Below are 24,486 nucleotides of genomic sequence, written 5' to 3' on the forward strand. Positions count from 1 at the left end.
GGCTAGAAACATGACTGATAAAAACGAAAAGCCCACAGCAACGGAAAACGTCATCGAACAAGATGATACGCTCAAATCCACTGGCTTATCTTCAGACGTCACTCAAGTGCGCGCCCAGAAGCTCGAGCTGCTGCGCGAGCAGATCGGCGACGTCTATCCGGCGCATTTCCACCGCACCATCACCAATGCGGAGTTGGTCGAGAAGTACAAGGACCTCGAAGCCGACGTCGAGACGCAGGACATCGTGACCGTTGCCGGCCGCGTCTATTCCTCGCGCAACTCCGGCATGTTCATGGATATCCATGATGCCGGCGGCAAGATTCAGATCTTCAGCCACAAGGACACCACGCCGGAAGACGCCCGCGCCCTGCTGCCGATGATCGACATCGGCGACATCATCGGCGTCACCGGCCTCGTGCGTCGCACCAAGCGCGGCGAACTCACGATCAACGCCCAGAAGATCGAAATGCTGACCAAGTCGCTGCTGCCGATGCCTGAGAAGTGGCATGGCCTCACCGACATCGAGGCGCGCTATCGCAAGCGCCACCTCGACATCATGACCAACGAAGAGTCGAAACTGCGCTTTCAGCAGCGTTCGAAGATTGTCTCCGGCATCCGTCGCTTCATGGAAAATGACGGCTTCATGGAAGTCGAAACACCGATGCTGCACTCCGTCTATGGCGGTGCCACCGCCGAGCCGTTCAAGACGCACCACAACACGCTGAAGCTCGACATGTACCTGCGCATCGCGCCGGAGCTGTTCTTGAAGCGCACGCTGGTTTCGGGCCTTACCGACAAGGTGTTCGAGATCAACCGCAACTTCCGCAATGAAGGCGTCTCGACCCGGCACAATCCTGAATTCACCATGATGGAGTGCTACTGGGCCTATGCCGACTACGAGGACATCATGGACCTCGTCGAGCGGCTGTTCGAAAGCCTGGCGCTATCGATCCACGGGACGACGGAGTTCCCCTTCGGTGACAAGACGATCTCGTTCAAGGGCCCGTTCAAGCGTGTACCGATGCCCGACGCCGTCAAGCAAGTGACCGGCATCGACTTCCTCAGCCTCAAGACCGACGAGGAAGCTCGCGCTGCCGCCAAGGCTGCCGGCTTTCCGGTCGAGAAGGACTGGACCTGGGGCGAATGCCTTGCCTTCATCTTCGAGGAGAAGGTCGAGGCGACGCTCATTCAGCCATCGCATGTCACGCATTTCCCGAAGGACATCTCGCCCTTTGCCAAGGAAGTGCCGGGCGAGCCGCGCCTCGTCGAGCGCTTCGAGACCTACTGCAACGCCTGGGAACTCGGCAACGCCTTCTCGGAGCTCAACGATCCGGAAGAGCAGCGCCGCCGCATGGTCGAGCAGCTGGAGCAGGCACATGCCCGCGGTGAAAAGGAAAAGCAGCTGGACGACGAATTCCTCGATGCGATCGACCAGGGCATGCCGCCGGCCGGCGGCCTCGGTATCGGCGTCGACCGCCTGATCATGCTCTTGACCAACGCCCCGTCGATCCGCGACGTCATCCTTTTTCCGGCTCGCCGTAGCAAGGCTGACTGAAACAGGCACAGTTGAATAGAGAAAAGGCGGCCGCCCGATGGGCTCGCCGCCTTTTTCTTTCGAACCGTCAGTGACCGGCAGCCGGTGCCGCTTCTTCGGCCGCAGGTTGTTCAGCAGGCGTTGCACCATGCCCGCCGCCCTCGGCCGGCTTTTCTTCCTTCCCCTCTTCCGCCTTCTCGCCCTTGCTCTCGCCTTCGCCACCCTTCGTGGCAGCGACGGCGATCGGATCGATACAGTCGGAGTATTCCTTGAAGGATGCGTTCAGGGCGGTGATTTCGTCTTCGGGCAAATCGACGCGTTCGCCGAAGAACAGCCCGTTGGCGGCAGCCGACCCGTCGTAATAGCGGGCCGTGTAGGTCCTGGCCTGCGCGCTTTCGAGAACGGCGTCGGGATGCGGTATGTAGACGACGTCGGCGCCGATCGCCCGGCCGCGAATGTCGGATCGCAGCGTCGGCCCATTGGTATCGAGGACGACGACCTGCACCAGATCAGGCTTCTGCGCATCGTAGATCGCCTTGGCCACCCGAAGCGCGGTCTTGACCCGCGTCATGCCATCGGTCGGCTCGGTCTTGATATATTTGCGGACCCAGACCCGGTCCTGCTTCTTGATGGTGACGAGATTGACGTCGGTGCAGGAGAGACCATTCATTGTTTCCGCGGAAAGGCCAAGGATCCTGTGTTTGCCGATAAAAAGCGCGGCACCGCCGGAGACGCCCCCGAGAAGGGCGACGCCAGCGATGATAAACACCAATTTCCGGGAAGGCCGGAAGATGCGCAGTAGGGCCTTCACGCCAACTGCTCCGCCATTGACAAGCTCCAACGCAATACGAGTGGTTTCAACGCTAGAGAAATGACGTTTCTGAATACTTAAACGAGCCCTCCAAGTTTGCGCCAGTATGGGATTAGCACCAAAAAAGGTCCAAGCTTTCCCGATGCTTGCCAACGTCCTTGCGGCCATGCTCTAACGGCGCATGGCCTTCACCCTTCGCCAGATTCAGTATTTCGTTGCCGTCGCCGAACAGGGCTCCGTGACGCGTGCCGCGCAGAACCTTTCGATCTCGCAATCCTCGGTTACGGAAGCCCTGAAGGAGCTGGAAACCGACCTCGGCGTCGAGCTTTTCGAACGCCATCCACGCGGCCTGACGATCACCCACAACGGCCACCAGTTCCTGCGCCATGCGACGAAGATCCTGGCGAGCGTCACAGATGCTCGCACCAGCTTTTCCGGCAAGCAGAACGAGATTTCCGGAACGCTTAACATCGGCGTCACCTCGCTCGTCGCCGGCTATGTCCTCTCCGATCTCCTGGCGCGCTATCGCCGCGCCTGCCCGGGCGTCGAAGTCAGTGCCATCGAGGACAATGGCGGCTATCTTGAACACCTGCTGGTCGGCGGCGAGTTGGATGTGGCGGTCATGGTCATCTCCAACCTGCGCGACCGCATGGCCCTGCAGGCGGAAATCCTGGAAACCTCGCCCTACCGGCTGTGGCTGCCCATGGGCCATCCGCTCGTCTCTGCCGACATCATTTCCGTCGCCGACATCGCCCGCGAACCGCTGATTATGCTGACTGTCGACGAAATCGAGGAAAACACCGGCAAGCTGCTGTCGGCGCTCGGCGCGCGTCCGCATGTTGCCTTCCGCACCCGCTCCGTGGAAGCGGTCCGCAGTCTGGTCGCCACCGGCGCCGGCGTGGCGCTGCTACCCGATCTCGTCTATCGCCCTTGGTCGCTGGAAGGCGATCGCATCGAGAGCCGCGACGTGTCCGGCTCGCTGCCGGTCGTCCAGGTCGGCATGGTCTGGCGCAAGGGCTCCAGTCTGCCGCAAGCCGCGCGCGACTTCGTCGGCATCGCCGAAGCGCTGCGATCCGGCCGGCCTCGCTGACGATTCGTTACGATATCGGAAATTCCGATATCGGCTTTCTGATAAATGAATTTGCGAAACCGGAAAATTCGTCGCACCTTTTCAACCGGGAACATAACGCCACGAAAAGTGGCACAACCGGGAGACAGACGATGAAATATCTTCTGAAATCGTGCACCGCTGCCCTCGCGAGCCTGAGCTTCGTGACGCAGGTTGCCGCCGCAGAGCCGCTGAAGGCGCTGGGCAACGGTGAGGGTGCGGTCAGCATCGTAGCCTGGGCGGGTTACATCGAGCGTGGCGAAAGCGACAAGAGCTACGACTGGGTCACTGCCTTCGAGAAGGAAACCGGCTGCAAGGTTTCCGTCAAGACGGCGGCGACCTCTGACGAAATGGTCTCGCTGATGAACGAAGGCGGCTTCGATCTCGTCACTGCCTCCGGCGACGCATCGCTTCGCCTGATCGCCGGCAAGCGTGTGCAGCCGATCAATACCGACCTCATCCCGAGCTTCAAGAACGTCGATCCGCGCCTGCAGAAGGGCCCCTGGTACACGGTCAACGACGTCCACTACGGCGTTCCCTACCTTTGGGGGCCGAACGTGCTGATGTATAACACCGATGCCTTCAAGGGGAAGGCACCGACCAGCTGGAAGGTCGTTTTCGAGGAAGAGACCCTTCCGGACGGCAAGTCCAACAAGGGTCGCGTCCAAGCCTATGACGGTCCGATCTACGTTGCCGATGCCGCGCTCTACCTGATGGCGCACAAGCCGGAACTCGGCATCAAGGATCCCTATGAGCTGAACGAGGATCAGTACAAGGCGGCCCTCGACCTGCTGCGCGGCCAGCGCAAGCTCGTTTCGCGCTACTGGCACGACGCAATGATCCAGATCGACGACTTCAAGAACGAGGGCGTCGTGGCCTCCGGCTCCTGGCCGTTCCAGGTCAACCTGATGCAGGCTGACAAGCAGAAGATTGCCTCAACCTTCCCGGAAGAAGGGGCGACGGGCTGGGCCGATACGACCATGCTGCATGTCGACAGCGAGCATCCGAACTGCGCCTACATGTGGATGGAACATTCGCTCCAGGCCAAGGTCCAGGGCGATGCCGCTGCCTGGTTCGGCGCCGTACCTTCGGTTCCCGCGGCCTGCAAGGGCAACGAACTGCTAACCGATGAAGGTTGCGCAACGAACGGTTATGATCATTTCGACAAGATCAAGTTCTGGAGAACGCCGACGGCCAAGTGCACGACGCAGGGCGAGTGCGTGCCGTATCACCGTTGGGTCTCCGACTATATCGGCGTGATCGGCGGACGATAATCTCGCCCGCAACCTCTCTTTCTCCGTAAGCGGAGAAGACGCCCTTTGAGGGGCAGACGAGGGGGCAACCGAAGACAAGAGCGGACGTCCGAGCGCTGCGCGACGACGGAAAGCCGATTTGTCCCCTCGTCGAAGCCTTTTGGCCACCGCCTTCCCGCGGGGAAGACGAGACATCAGACACAATCCCGGAGTTTACAATGACCCCCGCTGTCCGTTTCCAAAAGGTCTCACGCCATTTCGGGCAGGTTCGCGCCGTCGATGGCGTCAATCTCGAAATCGCGCCGGGCGAATTCTTCGCCATGCTTGGCCCTTCCGGATCCGGCAAGACGACCTGCCTGCGCCTGATTGCAGGCTTCGAGCAGCCGACGGACGGCCACATCGAAATCTTCGGCGAGACGGCCGAGGGCATTCCGCCTTATCGCCGCAACGTCAACACCGTCTTCCAGGACTACGCGCTCTTCCCGCATCTCAACATCCTCGACAACGTCGCCTACGGGCTGATGGTCAAGGGCATCGGTAAGGCGGAGCGCACCAAGGCTGCAGAGCAGGCGCTGGAGCTGGTGAAGCTTCCCGGCTATGGCGCCCGCAAGCCCGGACAGCTTTCCGGCGGCCAGCGCCAGCGCGTCGCGCTCGCCCGCGCCCTCGTCAACAAGCCGAAGGTCCTTCTCCTCGACGAACCGCTCGGCGCCCTCGATCTGAAGCTGCGCGAGCAGATGCAAGAAGAGCTGAAGAGCCTGCAGCGCGCGCTCGGCATCACCTTCGTCTTCGTCACCCATGACCAGGGCGAGGCCCTGTCGATGGCAGACCGCGTCGCCGTCTTCAACAACGGCGGCATCGTCCAGGAGGGCACGCCGCACGACATCTATAGCCGCCCGAAGACCCGCTTCGTCGCCGATTTCGTTGGCTCCTCGAATGTCATCGCGCCCGAGCTGATGACTTCGCTCGGCGGCGAGAAGCGTTGGGCGAGCCTGCGCCCGGAAGCGATCCATCTCGCTGGCGACGGCGTCGAGGCGCGCGTCCAGAATGCAAGCTTCCTTGGCGCCGCAACCCGCCTCTCGGTCGATATCCGCGGCACCCGCCTGCACGTCATGCTGCCGGCCGGCACCAACGTGCCGGATGTCGGCACGAGCGTCCGTCTCGTCTGGCAGCCCTTCGACGTGCACTACATGGATGATGCAGCATGACAGCGCTTGCCCTCACCAAGCCGGCCGAGCTGCGGGAAACCTCGATCCTGCCCGGCCGCGGCGGTTTCTTCGGACAGCTCTCCGATGCCTTCTGGCGGCATCCGAAGCTGCTGCTCTTGCTGATGCTGACGCCGCCACTTCTGTGGCTCGGCATCATCTACATCGGCTCGCTGATCGCACTGCTACTGCAGAGCTTCTTCTCGATCGACGATTTCTCGGGCCTGGTGAACTACGAGTTCACGCTCGCGACCTATGCGCAGCTCCTCAGCCCGACGAACTTCGACATCATCATCCGCACCATCGTCATGGCGGCTTTGGTGACGCTGGCCTCCGCCGTCGTCGCCTTCCCCATCGCCTACTATGCCGCCCGCTATGCGCAAGGCAAATGGAAGGCGCTCTTCTATCTCGGTATCATGCTGCCGCTTTGGTCGAGCTACCTCGTGAAAATCTATGCCTGGAAACTCATCCTCGCCAAGGAAGGCATTCTCACCTGGATCTTCGCCAAGCTGCAGCTTTCCTGGCTGCTCGACGGTGTCCTCAACCTGCCCGTCATCGGCGGCAATTCGCTGTCGGTCAGCTATCTCGGCACCTTCCTCGTCTTCGTCTATGTCTGGCTGCCCTACATGATCCTGCCGACGCAGGCCGCACTCGAGCGTGTCCAGGCCAACCTCATCGAAGCCTCCGCCGATCTCGGTGCAACCCCGAGCCAGACCTTCCGCACCGTGCTGTTCCCGCTGGCGCTGCCCGGCATCGTTGCCGGCTCGATCTTCACCTTCTCGCTGACCTTGGGCGATTACATCATTCCGCAGATCATCGGCTCGTCGCGCCTTTTCATCGGCCAGGCGGTCTATGCCCAGCAGGGTACCGCCGGCAACGTCCCGCTCGCGGCCGCCTTCTCCGTCGTTCCGATCGTCATCATGGCCATCTATCTCTGGCTAGCCAAGAAACAGGGGGCCTTCGATGCGCTCTGACCGTTCACAGCGTTCACCACTGCTTCTGAAGATCGCCGCCGCCGGTGGCCTGCTCTTCCTGCATCTGCCGATCCTGTTGATCTTCGTCTACGCCTTCACCACCGAGGAGAGGAGTTATCAGTGGCCGCCGCCGGGTCTGACGACCCAATGGTTCGCCGTTGCATGGAACCGTCCCGATGTCTGGTCCGCGCTCGGCCTCTCCGTGCAGGTGGCCTGTGTTGCCACCGCCATCGCTCTGGTACTCGGAACGCTTTGCGCCGCCGCCATCAGCCAGACGAAGTTCTTCGGTCGTGAAGCGATCTCACTCCTCGTCATCCTGCCGATCGCGCTGCCCGGCATCATCACCGGCATTGCGCTGCGCTCGGCCTTTAGCCTGTTCGACATCCCCTTCTCGGTCTGGACGATCGTCCTCGGCCACGCGACCTTCTGCGTCGTTGTCGTCTACAACAACGCCGTCGCCCGCTTCCGCCGCACCTCCGGCTCGCTGATCGAGGCGTCGATGGACCTTGGCGCTGACGGCTTCCAGACCTTCCGCCATGTCATCTTGCCCAATATCGGCACGGCGCTGCTCGCCGGCGGCATGCTTGCCTTCGCGCTGTCGTTCGACGAGGTGATCGTGACCACCTTCACCGGCGGTCAGCAATCGACGCTGCCGATCTGGATGCTCGAAGAACTCATCCGTCCGCGCCAGCGCCCGGTCACGAATGTGGTCGCAATGGTCGTCGTGCTCGTCACTTTCCTGCCGATCCTGGCAGCCTACTACCTCACCCGCGACGGCGATCAGGTCGCCGGGGCCGGCAAATAACCCAGAGTGGGATGCGGAAAAGTGTGAAGCGGTTTTCCGCCCACATCCCACTCGACCAACAACAAGGGAGAACACCATGGACACCGCGATGCTGATTGGATCCCGCTTCGAAGCGGGCACGGAAACGGAAGAGCACATCCTGAACCCGAAGACGGGCGAGACAGTGCTTGACCTGCCGGAAGCCTCGATTGGCCAGATCGACGCCGCCGTCGATGCCGCGGACAGCGCGTTCAGGAGCTGGTCGCAGACGACACCGGGGGAACGTTCCGGCTACCTCCTGAAGATCGCCGATGCGATCGAGAAGGACGCGCAGGGCTTTGCAACGCTGGAAGCGCTGAACTGCGGCAAGCCGATCAACGCCGTGCTCAATGACGAAATCCCGGCGATCGTCGATTGTTATCGCTTCTTCGCCGGCGCCGTGCGCAACCTGCATGGACCGGTCGCCGGAGAGTATCTGCCGAACCACACCTCGATGATCCGCCGTGACCCGGTCGGTATTGTCGGCTCGATCGCGCCGTGGAACTACCCGCTGATGATGATGGCCTGGAAGCTCGCTCCGGCCATCGCCGGCGGCAACACCGTCGTCTTCAAACCCTCCGAGCAGACGCCGCTGACGGCGTTGAAGATGGCGAGGCTCCTCGCCGATATCCTGCCCGAGGGCGTCGTCAACGTCATCCTCGGCCGCGGCGAGAGCGTCGGCAATGCCCTGATCAACCATCCGAAGATCGGCATGGTCTCGATCACCGGCGATATCGCCACCGGCAAGAAGGTGTTGCAGGCTGCTGCCAAGACCGTCAAGCGCACGCATCTGGAGCTGGGCGGCAAGGCGCCGGTCATCGTCTTCGACGACGCCGATATCGATGCCGTCGTCGCAGGCATCCGCACCTTCGGCTATTACAACGCCGGCCAGGACTGCACCGCCGCCTGCCGCATCTATGCCGACGCCAGGGTCTACGACAAGTTCGTCGCCGACCTCTCCTCGGCCGTCTCCTCGATCAGGTTCAATCAGGCCGACGACACCGAAAACGAGATCGGCCCGCTGATCTCCAAGCGCCAGCGCGACCGTGTCGAAAGTTTCGTCACCCGGGCTGCCGAGCACAAGCACATGGAGGTCACGACGGGCGGCAAGTCATCGGGCGAGAAGGGCTTTTTCTTCGCGCCGACGGTCATCGCCGGCGCCATGCAGGACGACGAAATCGTTCGCCGCGAGGTCTTCGGTCCGGTTGTCTCGGTCACCCGCTTCAGCGATGTCGAGGATGCTGTCACCTGGGCGAACGACAGCGATTACGGCCTCGCCTCGTCGGTCTGGACCAAAGACATCAGCCGCGGCATGAAGACGGCCGCCCGCCTGCAGTATGGCTGCACCTGGATCAACACCCACTTCATGCTCATCAACGAGATGCCGCATGGCGGCTTGAAGCAGTCCGGCTACGGCAAGGACATGTCGGTCTACGCACTGGAAGACTACACCGCCGTCCGGCACGTGATGATCAATCACGGCTGACCTGCGCCGGGCCTTACGGCCCGGCAGCTACCCAAACAACATGCAAAGGGGAGCCTGCATGAAACGCCGTGCCATTCTTGCCGCCCTCGGCGGCATCTGTCTCGCCTCGGCCCTTGCCGGAATGCCGGCTTATGCTGCCGACCAGACGCCGCTGGCGATCGTGCAGTATCTGGCTGCATGGAACGCCCATGACGCCGCCAAGGCCGCCTCTTATTTCGACGAGAAGGTGAGTTATTACGACGCATCCGTCGGCAAGCCGACAGTCGGCAAGGCCGAAGCCAAGGCTGCCGTGATCGACAACGTCATGACCGCCGTGCCCGACTTGAAATGGATGATGCGCGGCGATCCGATCGTCAGTGGAAACAAGGTCTCGTTCGCGTGGACCTTCACAGGAACGAACAGCGGTGTCTGGGCGGATGGGACGGCCGCCACCAACAAGTCCTTCTCGTTCGACGGCGCCTCGGTCTTCGTCATCGAGAAGGGAGCGATCAAGCAACAGTCCGACTACTACGACGCCCTTGGCTTCTACAAGCAACTGGGCCTGATGTAGCAGACTGCCTCGCCGCGTGCCTGCCGACGTGGCAAACTTGCCTGCGCGAAGCACTGGCGCCTGAGGGCCATACCAATTGTGGGCCATCGGACATGGAACAATTCTCTTTGCCCCGCGTCATCGTGACGTAGAACACGGAGGAAATCATCCATGCTCAAATGGGCTCTCATATTTTTCGTTGTGTCCCTGGTCGCCGGCTTCCTCGGTTTTTCCGGCGTCTCAACGGCAACGGCAACGATCGCGCGGGTTCTGTTCGGCATTGCGCTGGTAATCTTCCTGATCTTCCTCGTCCTCGCGCTGTTGGCTGGCAGTGCGGTGCTTTAGCCCGCTGCCAGGCGTTGAGCGGCGAAAAGAGGCACCGGTTCCTTGAAGCCTTTCAGGGACACTGCTCCCAGACCCTGGAAGGCAAGACCGCGTGCTGCCGCTTCGGCGGCAGCACGCGTATTGAGGCAGACGAGGGTCTGCGAAGGCCCTGCGACGGAAGAAACACGCGCCGCGAGATTAACCGTCCTTCCGAAGATATCGCCGTCACGCGGCACCACCTGTCCCGTAGCCACGCCGACCCGCGCAGGCGGCAACTCATCCAAATGGCTTTGCTCCACCAGCGACAACGATGCTTGCACCGCCGAAGCCGCATCCGGGAACAGCATCATCACCCCATCCCCCAGCGGCTTGACGATCCGTCCGTCGAACGCGCACGAAAGACGTTGCGCGATTGCTTCAAAGCGTGCGGCCTTCTCGGCGGCGGAAACGTCCCCGATCTCATGCGTCAGCCCGGTGAAACCGGAGAGATCGGCGAAGGCCACGGCCGGCAGGCTCTCCTCGTCACCAGGTTCCAGGCCGTGCTCGCGCAGAGCATCCTGCAGCCTCCCGACGATGTTGTCGAAAACCGCCTCCTCCAGCATCCGCCGCTGTAGCAGGAAGAGCATTCGGAAACCGACCCGCTGCAGCGACAGCCGCTTTGCGGCGGAAATCTCCAGAAGATGGCGATAGCTCAGGCCCGCATTCAGCATGGGCTCCTCGACCTCGGCGCGGAAGAGGTCGCGCATCGTGTCGACGCAGCGGCGAACCGAATGACCGAAGACGCGCAACACCCGCTCCACGCCTGCAACGGAGGCACCAAGCTGTATGCACTCCGTCAAAAGCCGGATGAATTCTACATCGTCCTCGCGAAGCGGCTGATCCACCGAAAGCGGCGGCAGACTGGCGCATGCCCTGACGCCATTGAGCATGTCGAGATCGAGTTGGCCTGCCGTCATCTCAGCCAAAACCAATGCCTCGGTCATCATCACCGGCTCGAACATCAGCTGATTGGCGAACTCCAGAGAAAAGATCTGCCGCTTCAAACCTTCCGCCAGCACATCAAGGCCGATGCCGGCATCCTGCAGGGCAAGAATCAATTGGAGCCGGCTGACATCGCTTGCGGCATAGCCGGCATGTCCGGGGCCGATGATCTGTAAGCGCTCGAGATCGCTGAGGCGGGCATCGTCGCAGCCAGCAAGTGTCAACAATCTCTCACGCAGCAACGCTTCCATCATAGCAACCTCTGGAGAAGGAGATTGCTTCATACATCAGATCCGTGTGCCCCTCCACGCAGCCAAAGGGGTTAGAGGAGGCTCGCACCGACATTGATGGCAAGCGCCAGGATCGTCGTATTGAACAGGAACGACAGGATGGAATGCAGGAGCGTCAGCTTGCGCATGGTCACCGATGTCGTCGCGACGTCGGCCGTCTGCGATGCCACGCCGATGGTGAACGAGTAATAGAGGAAGTCCCAATAGACCGGCTCGTCATTGCCTTCCGGAAACTTCAGCCCTTCCCCCTTGTCCTCTCCGCCATAGAAGCGATGTGCATAGTGTACCGTGAACAAGGTATGCAGGAATGCCCAGGAGATTAGAATCGTGGCGATTGCACCAAGCGCTCGTACGAGTGCTTCGCCTGCCACAGCTTCCTTGGCTGTATGAAGCTCCAGTGCGATGCCGGCGATGCTGGCGAGCGCCGCCAGGATCGACAGCGCCAGCAGGAAGACGTCTGAAAAGTCAAGATCCTCCGCCCGCCTGCGGATGCTGGCAACGCTCGCGCGCAACATCCGGCGCCAGGTGAGCGCGGTAAACACGATTGCGCCGACGTTCCAGCCGAAGATCAGGTTCTGCGGGTTGACCTGGCGGCTGGTCACCAGCAGGAACGTCACCAGCCCGGCGGCCACGGCGACGACGAACACCAAATGCCGTCGCACTTGCCCCATGACCCGGCTTTCCCGGTCCTTTGCGTCTTCCGCCATTGAACGCTCCGCCCGTGCGAGATCGTCGTTGATATCAGCTTGATGGCAGCGGGAGCAATACGATCTCAGCCGGTCCAGCCACCGTCGACGACATGGATCTGACCTGTCGTGAAGCCGGATTCGTCGCCGGCGAGATAGGTCACGAGAGCAGCAATCTCCTCTGGCGTTGCAATCCGCCCCATCGGCTGGCGGGCGATGAAATCCTTCAGCGCCTTCTCGTAGTCGCCGGTCGCACGCAGACGATCGTGCAACGACGGACTGTCCACAGTGCCGGGGCAGATCGCATTGGCGCGGATGCCTTTGGCAACAAAGTCAGAGGCGATCGACTTGGTGAGCCCGATCACGGCCGCCTTCGACGCGCCGTAGGCGAAGCGATTGGGCACGCCTTTCACACTGGAGGCGACCGACGCCATGTTGACGATTGACCCCTTACCCTTCTCCAGCATGCCGGGAAGAAAGGTGCGGCAGGTCGTATACATCGCCCTTGCGTTCAGGTTGAAGGAGAAGTCCCAGTCCTTCTCCTCGCATTCCAAGATCGAGCCTGCATGAACGAAGCCGGCGCAATTGAAGAGAACGTCGATCGGACCGATCTCCGTCGCGAAGGAGCGAACGGCGTCGCTATCGAGCACATTGAGGGTATGCTTTTCTGCGCCCTCAAGCGTGGAAAGCGTCTCATTGATATCGGTCGCATAGACATGCGCGCCGAGCAAAAGGAAGCGCTCGGCGCTCGCTCGACCGATACCCTGACCTGCCGCCGTAATGACGACTTTCTTGCCTTCCAGACCGTGGCTCATGCATCCTCCCAAAATCCCAGCGCTTGCGGCGCATTCATTCATATGCAAACAATATATTCAAATTGGCGTCAACCTTATAACGCACACTTCGCTCGCTGGAGAAACCCTAGTCAATTTAGAGGCAACGGGCACGGGTAATCTCTGATACCGAGGCGCCACCCCAGATGCCGCAGCTCGGCGGCAGACAGCATGGCATGAATGGGAGGAACCGCATGCTTTTCGATACTCACCTGCATATCGTCGATCGGCAGGCGCTCGACTATCCCTGGCTCTCCGGCGCGGGTGATCTCAACCAGGACAACCTCTACGACGACTATGCGCGGGATGCGCTGCGCTGCGGGATCTCCAATGTCCTGCACATGGAAGTGGACGTCGCCCCCGCGCGCATCGACGACGAGACCAATTATGTCAGGGAAATCAGCCGTCGCCCGGGCAGCCTCGTGCGCGGCGTCATTGCCGCCTGTCGACCGGAGGAAGAAGGGTTTGCGGACTATCTCGAACGTTCGCTCGACGATCCCTTCGTGAAGGGTTTCCGCCGCGTGCTGCATGTGGCTGCCGACGATACAGCAGCACGGCCGCTGTTTCGCGAGAACATCAGGCGGCTATCGGCCACCCGCATGAGTTTCGACCTCTGCGTCTTGCCCTACCAATTCGAAACGGTTCTCGCACTCGTCGATCATTGCCCGGATGTTTGCTTCATTCTCGACCATTGCGCCAATCCGCCGATCAAAGACGGAATGAACGATGTCTGGCGCAACGGCATCGGCGAGTTTTCCCGACGCCCGAATGTGACCGCCAAGATCTCTGGCGTCATCGCCTATGGCGATCTCGAAAACTGGTCGGTCGACAGTCTGCGTCCCTATGTCGAGCATACGATCGAGAGCTTCGGCTGGGATCGCGTCGTCTGGGGTAGCGATTGGCCGGTCTGCACGCTCGGCGGCGGCCTCACGCCTTGGGTCGCCGCAACGCACGCGTTGACATCGGGCTGCAGCGCGCAGGAGCGCGACAAGCTCTACCAGGCAAACGCGAAACGCATCTGGCCGATGTGAAAACCAAAGAGGGCAGTGCCACTTCAAACCGCTGACAAGTCAGCCTCGCTCATCCTCGAGGCGGCGATCCAGCGCGTTCAAGTCCTTGAGAAAAGGTTCTTTTCACGACGCAGACGCGCCGCGGCTGGAGTCCCATGACAAGCACAGCAATGAGGGTGACGGGAGGATCCGCACCAAACTTGAAGCGACCGCTATCAACAAAGAGAAAGAGGGCAGCGCCATCGGCCCCGCCCTTCTCAAAATCCAATGCTCGAAAGCCTCAGGCGGCTGCGAGCTGCAGTTCCTTCTGGACCATGGCGCGCAGCGTGCCGAGATCCTTAGCGAAAGCGCGGATGCCCTCAGCGAGCTTTTCGGTCGCCATGGCGTCTTCGTTCATCATCCAGCGGAAGGTCTTCTCGTCGATCGCGATCTTCGGGGCCGGCTTCGTCACGTCAGGCGACAGCTTGCGCTCGAGCTTGCCCTGATCGTTGGAGAGTTCGTCAAGCAGGTTCGGGGCGATCGTCAGGCGATCGCAACCGGCCAGCGCCTCGATTTCACCAGCGCTGCGGAACGATGCACCCATGACGATCGTCTTGATGTCGTTGGCCTTGTAATAATTGTAGATGTCACGGACGGAGATGACGCCCGGATCTTCCTCAGGCGTGAATTCCTTGCCCATCGATTTCTTGTACCAGTCGAGAATGCGGCCGACGAAGGGCGAGATCAGGAACACCTTGGCGTCGGCGCATGCAACGGCCTGGGCCTTCGAGAAGAGAAGCGTCAGGTTGCAGTCGATGCCTTCCTTCTGCAGGATTTCGGCAGCGCGGATGCCTTCCCAGGTGGAAGCCAGCTTGATGAGGATGCGGTCGCGCTCGATGCCGCGTTCCTTGTAGGCCGCGATGATGGAACGTGCCTTGGCAAGCGACGCTTCGGTATCGAAGGAGAGGTCCGCATCGACTTCGGTCGACACCCGGCCCGGAACGAGCTTCACAAGTGCAGCGCCGACGGAAATCGCCAGACGATCGGCAACGGCCACGGAAACGGCCTCTGGATTGCCGCCCTGCTTTTTGCCCCAGGAAACGGCTTCCTTGACCGTATCTGCAAACATCGGCGTACCGAGTGCCTTCAGGACGATGCTTGGGTTCGTCGTGCAATCGACGGGTTTCAGACGGGCAACGGCTTCGATGTCACCGGTATCGGCAACGACCGTGGTGATCTCGCGGAGTTGGTCAAGCTTGGATGTCATGGTCACTGGTCCTTTTGACTTGAGCTGCGAGCCGATGCGAATCTCGCCCGGCAAAAATGATCTACGAATTGGCAGCCTGCATGCTGCGCATCAGATTGCGCCCGTCTTTTCCAAACGAGCCGCAAAGCTAGGCGGCAACTGCGTCGTCCCTGCGAGAAGCCGTCACGCCTCGACCGCCAAAGGCCGATAGGGACTTCCCGCTTGCCTGCACATTACCTCCTCGGACGCACAGAAGCGACTTCTTCGCGGGCGACTATCGTCATTCCTCCCTAGATATGTCAAGGACATTTGTGCATTTCAATTGACATAAGTGTCACACCCGTCATTATCGGGCAAAATACCAACCCGTCCTGGCTTAATCGTAAAACTAGGGCGCAATTTGCTCCGGAGGAGATGTGGTCAAGCTCAAACGCGGCACGCACACGACTTATTCTGAGGCATCCTCTCTCAGGCTGCGTGCCGCCTGGCTCTATTACAATCAGGGCCTGACCCAGAAGCACGTCGCAGAACAGCTCGGCATCAGCCGCACGACTGTTATTCGCCTGCTCGACGAGGCGATGAAGCGCAGCGAAGTGCAGATCTGGATCAACGACTCGATTGGCGACTGCGTCGAACTGTCGGTCAAACTCGAGCGCGCTTACGGCCTCGACGAGGCGATCGTCGTCCCCGCACCGGCACACCCCGACGCCAACTCGCTGGCCAAGAGCGTCGGGCTTGCGCTTGGACAGTTTCTCTCCGAGGCCATTCCCGACGATTACACCATCGGCGTCGGCTGGGGCCGCACCATGACTGCATCGCTGTCCAGTTTTCGGCCGCCTCGGCGCGACAATTGCAAGGTCGTCTCCCTGCTCGGCGGCGTCGTCGCCGTCCACCAGACGAACCCGATCGACTACACCTGGCGCCTGGCGAGCCAGCTCGGTGCGGAGTGCTACATGTTCCTCGCGCCGCTGCTTGTGGATTCGACCGAGACGAAGCGAAACCTTGTCGAAAAATGCGGGCTGGACACGATCTATCGCCTGGCGGAAACGCTGGATCTCGCGATCGTCAGCTGCGGCGACATCGGGCCGCATTCCACGTCCTTGTCGGAAGGCTGGATCTCGAAGGCCGAGTTGCAGCAGCTGATCGACGCCGGCTGCGTCTGCGACACCATGTTCAACTTCCTCGACAAGGACGGCAATACGATCGATCACTCGATCAACAGCCGTGTCATGTCGGTGGATCTCGACACGCTGAAAAAAGCAAAGCACATCGTGCTGTCATCGGGCGGCGCCCATCGCGCCGTGGCAATTCGGGCCACGATCAAGCGGATCGGCTGCAATACGCTGATTACCGACGAAAGTGCCGCCAAGGTGCTGCTGGACCTTGCGGCACAATAAAAACCGAAACCAGCCTCAGGCGTGGGCGGCTTCCCAGCCCAATATGGCCCGCTTACGGGTGAGGCCCCAGTGATAGCCGGTCAAGGCGCCGCCCTTGCCGACTGCCCGATGGCAGGGGACCACGAAGGAAATCGGGTTGGCACCGACCGCCGCACCAACCGCGCGCATCGCCTTCGGGCGGCCGATATCATTGGCGATATCGCTATAGGTGACGGCCCTGCCGAAGGGAATTTTCAACAGACTTTCCCAGACCTCCACCTGGAAGTCGGTGCCGATCAGCACGACGCGCAGCGGCTGCTCCGACGACCAGCGGCCGGGCTCGAATACCCGCTCGGCATAGGGCGCCGTTGCTTCGGCATCCTCGACGTAACTCGCATTCGGCCAGCGGCATGTCATGTCATCAAGACAAGCGGCCTCGTCCCCGAGATCGCTGAAGGCAAGCCCCGCGAGGCCACGGTCCGTCGCCATGACGAGCGCAACGCCGAACGGCGAAGGATGGAAGCCGTAGCGGATCGTCAGCCCGCCGCCCTTGGCCTTCCATTCGCCAGGTGACATGGCCTCATGCGTGACGAACAGATCGTGCAGACGGCTGGGGCCGGAAAGCCCGACCTCGATCGACGTCTCCAGCAATGGCATCGCTTCTTCGCGCAGAAGCCGCTTTGCATGGTCGAGCGTGACGGCCTGCAGGAAAGCCTTCGGCGACAGGCCGGCCCACCGCGTAAACGTCTTCTGCAACTGCGTCGGCGATTGGCTCAGCCGCGCTGCAATCGTTTCGAGAGACGGCTGATCGCGATAGTCCTCGGTGATGAGTTCGATCACCTGGCGTACGGTCTCGTACTCAGAGCCATCGGGCGTGATGTCGTTGTTCAGCTTGGCTACCATATTCATGATCTTTCTCCTTGTACCAAGGAGATAGTCAAGTGAGCCATCGCAAACCACCCGATTCTTGCGTACCGCTCAAATCCGCTGCTTGACGGTGGCAAGCGCCCGCTTGAAGGCCCTGGCAAAGCTTTCGCGGTCATCGGGATTGAGGAAGGAACCGATATCCGTGCCCCGCCCCTCCCCGGAAATATACATGGAAAGGATGCCGATTTCCTGATGCCGGCGGACGAAGAAGCGCGTCCAGAAGGGATTGAAATGATGCTCGACCATTCGCCCGGAAGGCGCGAATTTGCGCACCAAAATATCGCTACGCGACACGGTCACTTCCTCCCGCGCCCGGCCGGAACGGTAGTTCAACCAGAAGGCGCCGTAGAGCAATAGAAAATCCAACCCGAAAAAGAAGCCGATCGGCCAGGCGCCCGTCGCCACGAAGAACATGCCATACATGCAGCACACCGCACCGGCCACAAGCAGCAAGACCTTGAAACCCTTGCGGCCAAGTGACCGATAAGGAAAAAGCTCGGCGGCAAAAACAGGTTGTTCGTTGGCTCTATCGGCGTTGCTTTCCATCATGGCTGCCAAGTATAGGTTTTCCATGCCAACTCCGAAACTCAAATCCGCCGCCACATCGCCGCGGAGCTCAAAAGTGATCGTTCACCGCAAGAAGCCGGCAACGGTTCGTTCCGCCTATTGCGAAGCCGAGCGCGAGGAGATATTCCGCCGCTTCTGCGTCCAGCGCCCGGAGCCCAGGGGTGAGCTTGAGCACACAAACCCGTTCACGCTCGTTGTCGCCGTGGCCCTATCCGCCCAGGCGACGGATGCCGGCGTCAACAAGGCAACGCGCGCGCTCTTCAAGATCGCTGACACGCCCGAAAAGATGCTGGCGCTCGGTGAGGAACGGGTGCGGGATTACATCAAGACGATCGGCCTTTATCGCAACAAGGCAAAGAACGTCATCGCTCTCTCGCAGATCCTAATCGAGAAGTTCGGCGGCGTCGTGCCGCAAACGCGTGACGAGCTGGTGACGCTTCCCGGTGTCGGCCGCAAAACCGCCAACGTCGTGCTCTCCATGGCCTTCGGTCAGGCGACGATGGCGGTGGATACCCACATTTTCCGCATCGCCAACCGAATCAGGCTGGCGCCGGGTAAGACGCCGGATGAGGTCGAGGAACGGCTGATGAAGGTCGTCCCGAAGCACTACCTCTATCACGCGCACCACTGGCTCATCCTGCATGGCCGCTACACCTGCAAGGCCCGCAAGCCGGAATGTGAGCGTTGCGTCATCGCCGACATCTGCAAATCGCCCGAGAAGACCTGCGACGTGCCGGCGCCGCTGGTCGAGCTACCGCGCCAAGTGATTGGAGAGGCTGTCGAGTAAGCCTGGAGGCAGAGTTCGGCACGCTTCACCTGACCCTTAGCCGCGAAGTCCCATGTCCTCGCGGGAAATCAGTTTGTGTAGGTGCACCATCAGCCCGGCGGCGAAGAGCGGCGTCAGCAGATTGACGATCGGGATGGCAAGGAAGGCCGCAATGACAAGCCCCGCGAGAAAGACCGTCGCCGCATGCTTGGCGCGGAACGACCGTGCCTCCTGTGGCGAACGGAACCGCATCGCGGCAAACTCGAAGAATTCCCGGCCAAGCAGGTAGCCGTTGACGAGGAAGAACGCGATCAGGTTGATGCCCGGCACGAAGAGCAGGAAGAGCGCGACGATATTGCCAAGGATGACGACGCCGAGAAACTTGACAGAGCTTGCGAGCGCCGGACCGAGCGGCATTGCTGTGCCAGGCGGATCCGAGGGATAGTCCCGCTTTTCCACCACCTCGGCCACATCGTCGAGAAACAGGCCGGCAATCAGCGCTGTTACCGGTGACAGCAACAGCGCCAATCCGAGCGCTAGCCCGATGGCTGCAGCAATCGCAAACACGAAGCCGAGCCACCCCGCCCAATCCGGCATCGCGGGAAAAAAGCTGGCAATCCACGGAAAGACGAACGACATAAAGGCACTGCGCAGCGCCAGCCAAAGCCCGGCAAGCACCAGAAGGGTCAGTCCCAGGACCTTCCAGAAGACTGAGCGTGTTTCCGCAGCAAAAAGATTGATGAGGGATAGGCGAGAGGCCTGAAAGATCATCCTGAGGTCTCCGGTTGCAATAACCATGTAGGAATCTGAACTTTGAACGGCAAGGCTGAAATAAATTCCGTCGATTAACCCAAAACTTGTCGGAAAATCTATGTTAATATATAGTAATTTATCATCTATGATTGTTTGATCCTGAGACGCAGCTTCCGGAATAGTTGCAAACGACAAGGGTGGGCCCTGCATATCCGAGAAATGCTTCCGGGAAGATCAGGACGGCTGACGTGGAAGATTTTGTCCAGAAGCTCCGCCAATATGCCAAGTCCGGCACCCCGGCCGAACGACGAATCGCGAAATATTTCACCGAGCATCTGAATGACCTGCCGTTCGAAACAGCCGCCTCCGTTGCCGATCGGCTGGATCTGAGCCCGATGACGGTGGGCCGTTTTTTGCGCGCGCTCGGCTATCAGGGGCTCGACAGCGTCAAGGTCCACATTCGCGAGACAAGCGCCATCTCGCCAACGCAGATGCAGGCATCGCTCACCGAGCTGCAGACCGACGCTTCCGCCGGTAAGCCGCTCGCGGTACTTGTCTCCGAACAGATCCAGGCGCTGCACCATATCTACCATCTGACGGGCCAGCCGCAGTGGAACGAGGCAGTGTCGATGATATCGGCGGCCCATGAGGTTTTTGTCGCCTCGCATGCGCGCCTGTCCGGTTTCGCGTCCCACTTTGCCCAGCGCTTGACCTATGCCCGCGACGGCATTCATGCGCTCGATGGAACGGGCAGCCGTTTCGCCGAGCTTTTCGCACGGCTCGATGGCAATGACGCGCTGCTCGTCGTGATCGACAGCCGTCGTTTCGGCAAAGCCCGCTTGCTGGCCCGGACGGCACGGCGCTACGGATACAAGGTCATCCTGATCACCGCACAAGGCGCCAACTGGATTCCGGATCAGGCCAATCTCGTGCTCGCCCTTCCGCCTGCCCGCTCCGATGGCGACGACAACCTGCCACCGCTGATGGCCCTGCTCGACTGTCTGTGCGAAGCCGTGATCGCCGCCGCCGGCGAAGAAGCGAGTGCCCGCACCCGTCGCATGACCGAATTTGGTAGCATGCTCGGGGAGGGGGGAAACCGCTAGGCGCCTACTCCATCGCCTCCAATTCGGCGCGATGACGATACATGCCAAGCAGCCTGCGATAATCGCGGTCATAAAGGGCCCGTTTGGCCGCATTCGGCAGTCGCTCTTCGCCGCCGGGATACATGGCCGATCCGGCTTCTGCGAGATCTCCATAGAGACCGCAGGCTACGGAAGCGGCCATCGCCGTGCCAAGGAGTACGGCCTCGTTCATCTTCGGCACCACGACCTTGCAGCCGGTTGCGTCCGAATAGAGCTCCATCAGCACCGGGTTCTTCACATGGCCGCCAGCGACATGCAGCGTGTCCGGCACATAGCCATATTCCTTCATCCGCTCGAGGATGTGGCGGATCCCGAGCGCAATCGCCACTGCTGTGCGCCAATAGAGCGCGCAGAGCCCATCGAAGGACGTGTCCAGGGTCAGACCGCTGATACCGCCGACGGCATGCGGGTCGGCGAGCGGCGAGCGGTTGCCGTGAAAATCAGGCAGGACGAAGATCCGGGCGCCGAATTCGTCCCCCTCCTCGGTGCGAAGCTGCGCAATGCGCAGGACGATCTTCTGATGCAGCGCCGCAGTCGGTTCGCCGCCAGCCGCGTGCATCCGCACGATATGGTCGAGCAAGGCACCCGTCGCCGATTGCCCCGCTTCGACCAGCCAGGACTTTGGAAAGACAGCTTCGTAGTATGGACCCCACATGCCGTGACTCGGCTTGCGCTCGCGCGAGAAGGACACGATACAGCTCGACGTGCCGGCAATGAGCGCCAGTTGGCGTTCCAGCCGGCCGGCATCGTGTGCCTCACCGCCAAGCGTGCCCAGCGCCCCTGCATAGGCATCGATCATGCCTGCGGAGACATGGCACGCCGTCGTCAATCCGAGCGCCGAGGCGGCTTCCTGCGTCAGCGTCCCGACACTCTTGCCGACCGGCACTGTTTCCTCCGGCAGCCGTCCACGTTCGAGGAGGTCATCAAGCCCGATCTGCTCGAGAAAATCCTTCTGCCACCCCTTGTTGAGATGCGCGAGATAGTTCCACTTGGCCGTCAGCGTGCAGCGCGAGCGGGCAAGCGCGCCGGTCGCCTTCCAGGTCATGAAATCGGCGAGGTCGAACAGATAGCCGGTGTTCATCCAGGTGCCAGGCAGCTTCTTCTTCAGCCACATCAGCTTCGGCATTTCCATTTCCGGCGACATGAAATGCCCGGAATGCTCCAGCACGGGATGCTCCGTGGCCGTGCAGAAATCGGCTTCCCTCAGCGCCCGATGGTCGAGCCAGACGATCGTGTCGAAGCGCCGTTCTCCGCCGGTGGAAACGCTGATCTGGCCGCCATCGACATCGCGCACGACGAGAGAACAGGTGGCGTCGAAGCCGATTGCGCCCACCGATGCAGGCGCCGCACCCGCTTGCTCCATCGCCTTGCGCACGGCAATGCAGACCGCCGACCAAATGTCTTCGGAATCGTGTTCGGCGTGGTTCTCACGCGGCCTGTTCATGATGATCGGGTGTTCGGCCTTGCCCAGCAGCGCGCCGCGAGCGTCGAAGACGCCGGCGCGCGCACTGCCCGTGCCGATATCGACCGCAACCACATGCTGAGGCATTAAAGGTGCATCCCGTCCTGCTTATGTTTGCGGATAAGGTGTATCAAATCCGGCATTGCGTCAAACACGGCTTCAGGCGAAAGCCGGTCAAGTTCAGCGCGATAGCCGGAAAAATTGGCGTGCGAACCACCGGTGAAGGCAAATACCGTCATGCCTGCGGCCTTCGCCGCCTCGATCCCAGCCGGGCTATCTTCCACGACCACGCAATTTGCCGGATCGACGTTCATTTCGCGCGCTGCATGCAGGAAGAGGTCGGGCGCCGGCTTGCCATGCTTGACCATCGTCGCGCTAAAAATATCAGGCAGCCGGTCGATCAGGCCGGTGACCGTCAACGACAGGCGAATGCGTTCGACCTGACTTGAGGAGGCGACGCAACAGGGAATGCCGAGGGTGTCGATGGTCTCGGCGATCCCGTCCATCGGCTTCAACTCCTTGCGAAACCGGGCGTAGAGGTCTGTACGGATCTGCTCGAGGAATTCCTGGCCCGGGTGGACGTTGTATTCGGACTTCATCGTCTCGATCACCGTTGCGAGACTTCGCCCGAGGAAACGCCCGTAGACCTCCTCCTCGGTGATCGGAACGTTGAGATCGTTCATCGCCTTGACCAAAACGCTCACCGATATCGGTTCGCTATCGACAAGAACGCCGTCGCAATCGAAAATGACCAGCCGTGTTTCAGCCTCAGCCATGGTAGACCCAATCGCAGTTGGTGCAGGAAGAACCCATCCTCTGGACGGGGCGGAGGCGGCGGCAGGAATGCCGCCACTGATCCTTACACAGCAAGCTTATTGTCGAGATAAAGCTGTAGCGTTTCACGCGTGCCCTTTTCCCACAAGGTTTTCAATGCGTGGGCGAAGCGCTTGCGGAACAGCTCGGATTTCGACACCTCGCCAAAGATGTCGTCGAAGGCGAGGAAGGCCAGCGGATCATCCTTGGCCTTTAAAGCCGCCGCATGCAGCCGCTCGGCGCTGGCGTCGTTGAAGGCAATGTCCTTGCCGCTATCCGTTTTTCCAGCGAAGTAGCGGCACCACAGTGCCGAAACCAACGCCAGGCCGACGACATCCCGGCCCTGGCTCAGATTGTCGAGCGTCGACGGCAGTATGAATTTCGGCTGCCGGTTCGATCCGTCCTGCGCCAGACGCGGGATCGTATCGGCAATTTTCGGATTGAGCAGTCGATGCTCGATCAGCGCGAAATAGTCCGTCAGCGAGGTACCGGGAACCGGCGGAACGATCGGGATGATCTCTTCTTTTTCCAGCTTGGCCAAGAAGGCCCGGATCAACGGATCTTCCATCGAGTCGTGTACGAAGTGGATGTCCATCAGCGCTGCGGGATAGGCGATCGCCGCGTGGCCACCGTTGAGAATGCGGATCTTCATGTGCTCGTAGGGCGTCACATCCGGCACGAAGGTGACCCCGACCTTGTCCAGCGCCGGCCGGCCGGCGGTGAACTTGTCTTCCAGCACCCACTGCTTGAACTCTTCGCAATAGACCGGCCAGTTGTCTTCGATGCCGAAGGCTTTCTTCAAGAGATCGGTTTCGCGCTGTCCGGTGGCCGGCGTGATGCGGTCGACCATGGCATTCGGGAAGGCGACGTTCGCCTTGACCCAGTCGGCAAAGGCAGGATCCGAAAGCCGTGCTGTGCCGATAACGGCATTCGCGGTGACGACGCCGTTATGGGGGATGTTGTCGCAGGACATGACGGTGAAAGGCACGATGCCCTTTTCCTTGCGCGCCTTGAGGCCGGCGACAACAAGGCCGAAGACCGTCTTCGGCTCGGCAGGGTTCTGGCCATCCGCAGCGATCGCCGGATGGTCGGGATTGAACTTACCAGATGCGTCGATGAAATAGCCGCCCTCGGTGATCGTCATCGAAACGATACGGATCGTGGGATCCGCGAGCTTGGCGATGATCGTCTTGGCATCGCCCACCGGCAGGATGTCGACCATCGGCGCGGTGATCCGCGCGGCGGTTTTGTTGTTGTCCTGCTCGACCACGGTCGTCAGGAAGTCTTGGGCGGCGAGCTTTTCGCGCATCGCCGCATCGGACGGCAGGATACCAGCGCCGACAATCGCCCAGTCATGATCCTGGCCCAGATTGAAAAGGTCGTCGAGATAGATGGCCTGATGGGCACGGTGGAAATTGCCCACGCCGAAGTGCACGATGCCCGCTTTCAGCGACGCCCGCTCATAGGTCGGTACGGCCGCCGTCTTTGCCGCCTCGGAAAGCGTTGCCAGCGATAGTTTGCACGTCATGTTTCAGTCCTCTTGAAGGTCTTCGGGATCGGCTGTGACCCCGGTATCGGCACGCCGGGCACCTTGTCCGGCGTTGCGCTTTC

General features: G+C 61.0%; 24 protein-coding genes. 13 read left to right on the forward strand and 11 right to left on the reverse strand.

Annotated features, from left to right (window positions below; genetic code table 11):
• Window positions 1-10: 10 nt before the first annotated feature.
• Complete coding sequence (gene lysS, locus BSG20_RS12210) at window positions 11-1,555, forward strand: lysine--tRNA ligase (protein WP_072375477.1); 1,545 nt, start codon at window positions 11-13, stop codon at window positions 1,553-1,555.
• Between the two features lie 67 nt (window positions 1,556-1,622).
• Here the strand turns inward: lysS and BSG20_RS12215 are convergent, their stop codons facing one another.
• Window positions 1,623-2,345, reverse strand: coding sequence for a hypothetical protein (locus BSG20_RS12215; RefSeq protein ID WP_072375669.1), 723 nt, complete (start codon window positions 2,343-2,345; stop codon window positions 1,623-1,625).
• A gap of 181 nt (window positions 2,346-2,526) precedes the next feature.
• On the opposite strand from BSG20_RS12215, the gene BSG20_RS12220 reads away from it, so the two are divergent.
• The 8 genes from BSG20_RS12220 (at window position 2,527) to BSG20_RS12255 (ending at window position 10,065) form a co-directional block, all read left to right on the forward strand.
• Window positions 2,527-3,435, forward strand: coding sequence for a LysR family transcriptional regulator (locus BSG20_RS12220; protein ID WP_024314917.1), 909 nt, complete (start codon window positions 2,527-2,529; stop codon window positions 3,433-3,435).
• A gap of 131 nt (window positions 3,436-3,566) precedes the next feature.
• Entirely contained in the window at window positions 3,567-4,727 is a 1,161-nt protein-coding gene (locus tag BSG20_RS12225) for an ABC transporter substrate-binding protein (RefSeq protein WP_072375481.1), read from the forward strand.
• A 197-nt stretch (window positions 4,728-4,924) separates the two neighbouring features.
• Complete coding sequence (locus BSG20_RS12230; protein ID WP_072375484.1) at window positions 4,925-5,911, forward strand: ABC transporter ATP-binding protein; 987 nt, start codon at window positions 4,925-4,927, stop codon at window positions 5,909-5,911.
• Window positions 5,908-6,882: an ABC transporter permease gene (locus BSG20_RS12235; protein WP_072375487.1), complete on the forward strand. Its 975-nt coding sequence runs from the start codon at window positions 5,908-5,910 to the stop codon at window positions 6,880-6,882. The genes BSG20_RS12230 and BSG20_RS12235 overlap by 4 nt, the downstream gene beginning before the upstream one ends.
• Window positions 6,872-7,687, forward strand: a complete 816-nt coding sequence (locus BSG20_RS12240; protein ID WP_072375489.1) for an ABC transporter permease — start codon at window positions 6,872-6,874, stop codon at window positions 7,685-7,687. Before BSG20_RS12235 ends, BSG20_RS12240 begins: the two co-directional genes overlap by 11 nt.
• A 76-nt stretch (window positions 7,688-7,763) precedes the next feature.
• Window positions 7,764-9,191: a gamma-aminobutyraldehyde dehydrogenase gene (locus tag BSG20_RS12245; protein ID WP_072375492.1), complete on the forward strand. Its 1,428-nt coding sequence runs from the start codon at window positions 7,764-7,766 to the stop codon at window positions 9,189-9,191.
• Window positions 9,192-9,249: 58 nt separating this feature from the next.
• Window positions 9,250-9,741, forward strand: coding sequence for an ester cyclase (locus BSG20_RS12250; protein ID WP_072375495.1), 492 nt, complete (start codon window positions 9,250-9,252; stop codon window positions 9,739-9,741).
• A 150-nt stretch (window positions 9,742-9,891) separates the two neighbouring features.
• The gene (locus BSG20_RS12255) at window positions 9,892-10,065 is read left to right on the forward strand and encodes a DUF1328 domain-containing protein (RefSeq protein ID WP_072375499.1); all 174 of its coding nucleotides are present in this window, start codon (window positions 9,892-9,894) and stop codon (window positions 10,063-10,065) included.
• Here BSG20_RS12255 and BSG20_RS12260 read toward each other — a convergent pair.
• The 3 genes from BSG20_RS12260 to BSG20_RS12270 all read right to left on the reverse strand — a co-directional run bounded on the left by BSG20_RS12260 (window position 10,062) and on the right by BSG20_RS12270 (window position 12,816).
• Entirely contained in the window at window positions 10,062-11,279 is a 1,218-nt protein-coding gene (locus BSG20_RS12260) for an adenylate/guanylate cyclase domain-containing protein (RefSeq protein WP_244541319.1), read from the reverse strand. The two genes, BSG20_RS12255 and BSG20_RS12260, sit on opposite strands and share 4 nt — an antisense overlap.
• Before the next feature lie 68 nt (window positions 11,280-11,347).
• The gene (locus tag BSG20_RS12265) at window positions 11,348-11,986 is read right to left on the reverse strand and encodes a DUF1345 domain-containing protein (RefSeq protein WP_420884116.1); all 639 of its coding nucleotides are present in this window, start codon (window positions 11,984-11,986) and stop codon (window positions 11,348-11,350) included.
• Window positions 11,987-12,087: 101 nt separating this feature from the next.
• The gene (locus BSG20_RS12270) at window positions 12,088-12,816 is read right to left on the reverse strand and encodes an SDR family oxidoreductase (protein WP_072375505.1); all 729 of its coding nucleotides are present in this window, start codon (window positions 12,814-12,816) and stop codon (window positions 12,088-12,090) included.
• 212 nt (window positions 12,817-13,028) lie between these two features.
• On the opposite strand from BSG20_RS12270, the gene BSG20_RS12275 reads away from it, so the two are divergent.
• Window positions 13,029-13,865, forward strand: coding sequence for an amidohydrolase family protein (locus BSG20_RS12275; protein ID WP_072375508.1), 837 nt, complete (start codon window positions 13,029-13,031; stop codon window positions 13,863-13,865).
• 259 nt (window positions 13,866-14,124) lie between these two features.
• Here the strand turns inward: BSG20_RS12275 and tal are convergent, their stop codons facing one another.
• Window positions 14,125-15,090 (reverse strand): transaldolase, encoded by a 966-nt coding sequence (tal, locus tag BSG20_RS12285; protein ID WP_072375674.1) that lies wholly within the window; start codon window positions 15,088-15,090, stop codon window positions 14,125-14,127.
• A 395-nt stretch (window positions 15,091-15,485) separates the two neighbouring features.
• Between tal and BSG20_RS12290 the strand changes: the two genes are divergently transcribed.
• On the forward strand, window positions 15,486-16,466 hold the full coding sequence (locus BSG20_RS12290; protein WP_072375514.1) for a sugar-binding transcriptional regulator: 981 nt from the start codon (window positions 15,486-15,488) through the stop codon (window positions 16,464-16,466).
• A gap of 15 nt (window positions 16,467-16,481) precedes the next feature.
• On the opposite strand, the gene BSG20_RS12295 is transcribed toward BSG20_RS12290, so the two are convergent.
• Both BSG20_RS12295 and BSG20_RS12300 read right to left on the reverse strand, forming a co-directional pair.
• Entirely contained in the window at window positions 16,482-17,354 is an 873-nt protein-coding gene (locus BSG20_RS12295; RefSeq protein ID WP_072375516.1) for a methylated-DNA--[protein]-cysteine S-methyltransferase, read from the reverse strand.
• Between the two features lie 69 nt (window positions 17,355-17,423).
• A complete protein-coding gene (locus BSG20_RS12300) occupies window positions 17,424-17,921 on the reverse strand; it encodes a DUF2244 domain-containing protein (RefSeq protein WP_072375520.1) in 498 nt (165 codons plus the stop codon).
• Between BSG20_RS12300 and nth the strand changes: the two genes are divergently transcribed.
• On the forward strand, window positions 17,920-18,726 hold the full coding sequence (gene nth / locus BSG20_RS12305) for an endonuclease III (RefSeq protein ID WP_177309836.1): 807 nt from the start codon (window positions 17,920-17,922) through the stop codon (window positions 18,724-18,726). The two genes, BSG20_RS12300 and nth, sit on opposite strands and share 2 nt — an antisense overlap.
• 36 nt (window positions 18,727-18,762) lie before the next feature.
• Here the strand turns inward: nth and BSG20_RS12310 are convergent, their stop codons facing one another.
• A complete protein-coding gene (locus BSG20_RS12310; protein WP_072375523.1) occupies window positions 18,763-19,476 on the reverse strand; it encodes a sulfate transporter family protein in 714 nt (237 codons plus the stop codon).
• Window positions 19,477-19,706: 230 nt separating this feature from the next.
• Between BSG20_RS12310 and BSG20_RS12315 the strand changes: the two genes are divergently transcribed.
• The gene (locus BSG20_RS12315) at window positions 19,707-20,561 is read left to right on the forward strand and encodes a MurR/RpiR family transcriptional regulator (RefSeq protein WP_072375526.1); all 855 of its coding nucleotides are present in this window, start codon (window positions 19,707-19,709) and stop codon (window positions 20,559-20,561) included.
• A gap of 4 nt (window positions 20,562-20,565) precedes the next feature.
• Here BSG20_RS12315 and BSG20_RS12320 read toward each other — a convergent pair whose 3' ends face one another.
• The 3 genes from BSG20_RS12320 to BSG20_RS12330 form a co-directional block, all read right to left on the reverse strand.
• Window positions 20,566-22,149, reverse strand: coding sequence for an FGGY-family carbohydrate kinase (locus BSG20_RS12320; RefSeq protein ID WP_072375529.1), 1,584 nt, complete (start codon window positions 22,147-22,149; stop codon window positions 20,566-20,568).
• On the reverse strand, window positions 22,149-22,838 hold the full coding sequence (locus BSG20_RS12325) for an HAD family hydrolase (protein ID WP_024314936.1): 690 nt from the start codon (window positions 22,836-22,838) through the stop codon (window positions 22,149-22,151). The genes BSG20_RS12320 and BSG20_RS12325 overlap by 1 nt, the downstream gene beginning before the upstream one ends.
• An 83-nt stretch (window positions 22,839-22,921) precedes the next feature.
• Window positions 22,922-24,403 (reverse strand): mannitol dehydrogenase family protein, encoded by a 1,482-nt coding sequence (locus BSG20_RS12330; protein WP_072375532.1) that lies wholly within the window; start codon window positions 24,401-24,403, stop codon window positions 22,922-22,924.
• Window positions 24,404-24,486 lie beyond the last annotated feature (83 nt).

The organism is Rhizobium tibeticum (assembly GCF_900110205.1).
Lineage (GTDB): Bacteria > Pseudomonadota > Alphaproteobacteria > Rhizobiales > Rhizobiaceae > Rhizobium > Rhizobium tibeticum.

Bases quoted from the DNA above. Each gene is read 5' to 3' on its own strand.
- BSG20_RS12245 (WP_072375492.1), top strand. From the start codon at position 7,764: ATGGACACCGCGATGCTGATTGGATCCCGCTTCGAAGCGGGCACGGAA.
- BSG20_RS12320 (WP_072375529.1), bottom strand. From the start codon at position 22,149: ATGCCTCAGCATGTGGTTGCGGTCGATATCGGCACGGGCAGTGCGCGC.
- BSG20_RS12225 (WP_072375481.1), top strand. From the start codon at position 3,567: ATGAAATATCTTCTGAAATCGTGCACCGCTGCCCTCGCGAGCCTGAGC.
- BSG20_RS12220 (WP_024314917.1), top strand. From the start codon at position 2,527: ATGGCCTTCACCCTTCGCCAGATTCAGTATTTCGTTGCCGTCGCCGAA.
- BSG20_RS12250 (WP_072375495.1), top strand. From the start codon at position 9,250: ATGAAACGCCGTGCCATTCTTGCCGCCCTCGGCGGCATCTGTCTCGCC.
- BSG20_RS12240 (WP_072375489.1), top strand. From the start codon at position 6,872: ATGCGCTCTGACCGTTCACAGCGTTCACCACTGCTTCTGAAGATCGCC.
- BSG20_RS12275 (WP_072375508.1), top strand. From the start codon at position 13,029: ATGCTTTTCGATACTCACCTGCATATCGTCGATCGGCAGGCGCTCGAC.
- BSG20_RS12330 (WP_072375532.1), bottom strand. From the start codon at position 24,403: ATGACGTGCAAACTATCGCTGGCAACGCTTTCCGAGGCGGCAAAGACG.
- BSG20_RS12265 (WP_420884116.1), bottom strand. From the start codon at position 11,986: ATGGGGCAAGTGCGACGGCATTTGGTGTTCGTCGTCGCCGTGGCCGCC.
- BSG20_RS12325 (WP_024314936.1), bottom strand. From the start codon at position 22,838: ATGGCTGAGGCTGAAACACGGCTGGTCATTTTCGATTGCGACGGCGTT.
- BSG20_RS12310 (WP_072375523.1), bottom strand. From the start codon at position 19,476: ATGATCTTTCAGGCCTCTCGCCTATCCCTCATCAATCTTTTTGCTGCG.
- BSG20_RS12235 (WP_072375487.1), top strand. From the start codon at position 5,908: ATGACAGCGCTTGCCCTCACCAAGCCGGCCGAGCTGCGGGAAACCTCG.
- BSG20_RS12270 (WP_072375505.1), bottom strand. From the start codon at position 12,816: ATGAGCCACGGTCTGGAAGGCAAGAAAGTCGTCATTACGGCGGCAGGT.
- BSG20_RS12295 (WP_072375516.1), bottom strand. From the start codon at position 17,354: ATGAATATGGTAGCCAAGCTGAACAACGACATCACGCCCGATGGCTCT.
- BSG20_RS12255 (WP_072375499.1), top strand. From the start codon at position 9,892: ATGCTCAAATGGGCTCTCATATTTTTCGTTGTGTCCCTGGTCGCCGGC.
- tal (WP_072375674.1), bottom strand. From the start codon at position 15,090: ATGACATCCAAGCTTGACCAACTCCGCGAGATCACCACGGTCGTTGCC.
- lysS (WP_072375477.1), top strand. From the start codon at position 11: ATGACTGATAAAAACGAAAAGCCCACAGCAACGGAAAACGTCATCGAA.
- nth (WP_177309836.1), top strand. From the start codon at position 17,920: ATGGCTGCCAAGTATAGGTTTTCCATGCCAACTCCGAAACTCAAATCC.
- BSG20_RS12260 (WP_244541319.1), bottom strand. From the start codon at position 11,279: ATGATGGAAGCGTTGCTGCGTGAGAGATTGTTGACACTTGCTGGCTGC.
- BSG20_RS12300 (WP_072375520.1), bottom strand. From the start codon at position 17,921: ATGATGGAAAGCAACGCCGATAGAGCCAACGAACAACCTGTTTTTGCC.
- BSG20_RS12230 (WP_072375484.1), top strand. From the start codon at position 4,925: ATGACCCCCGCTGTCCGTTTCCAAAAGGTCTCACGCCATTTCGGGCAG.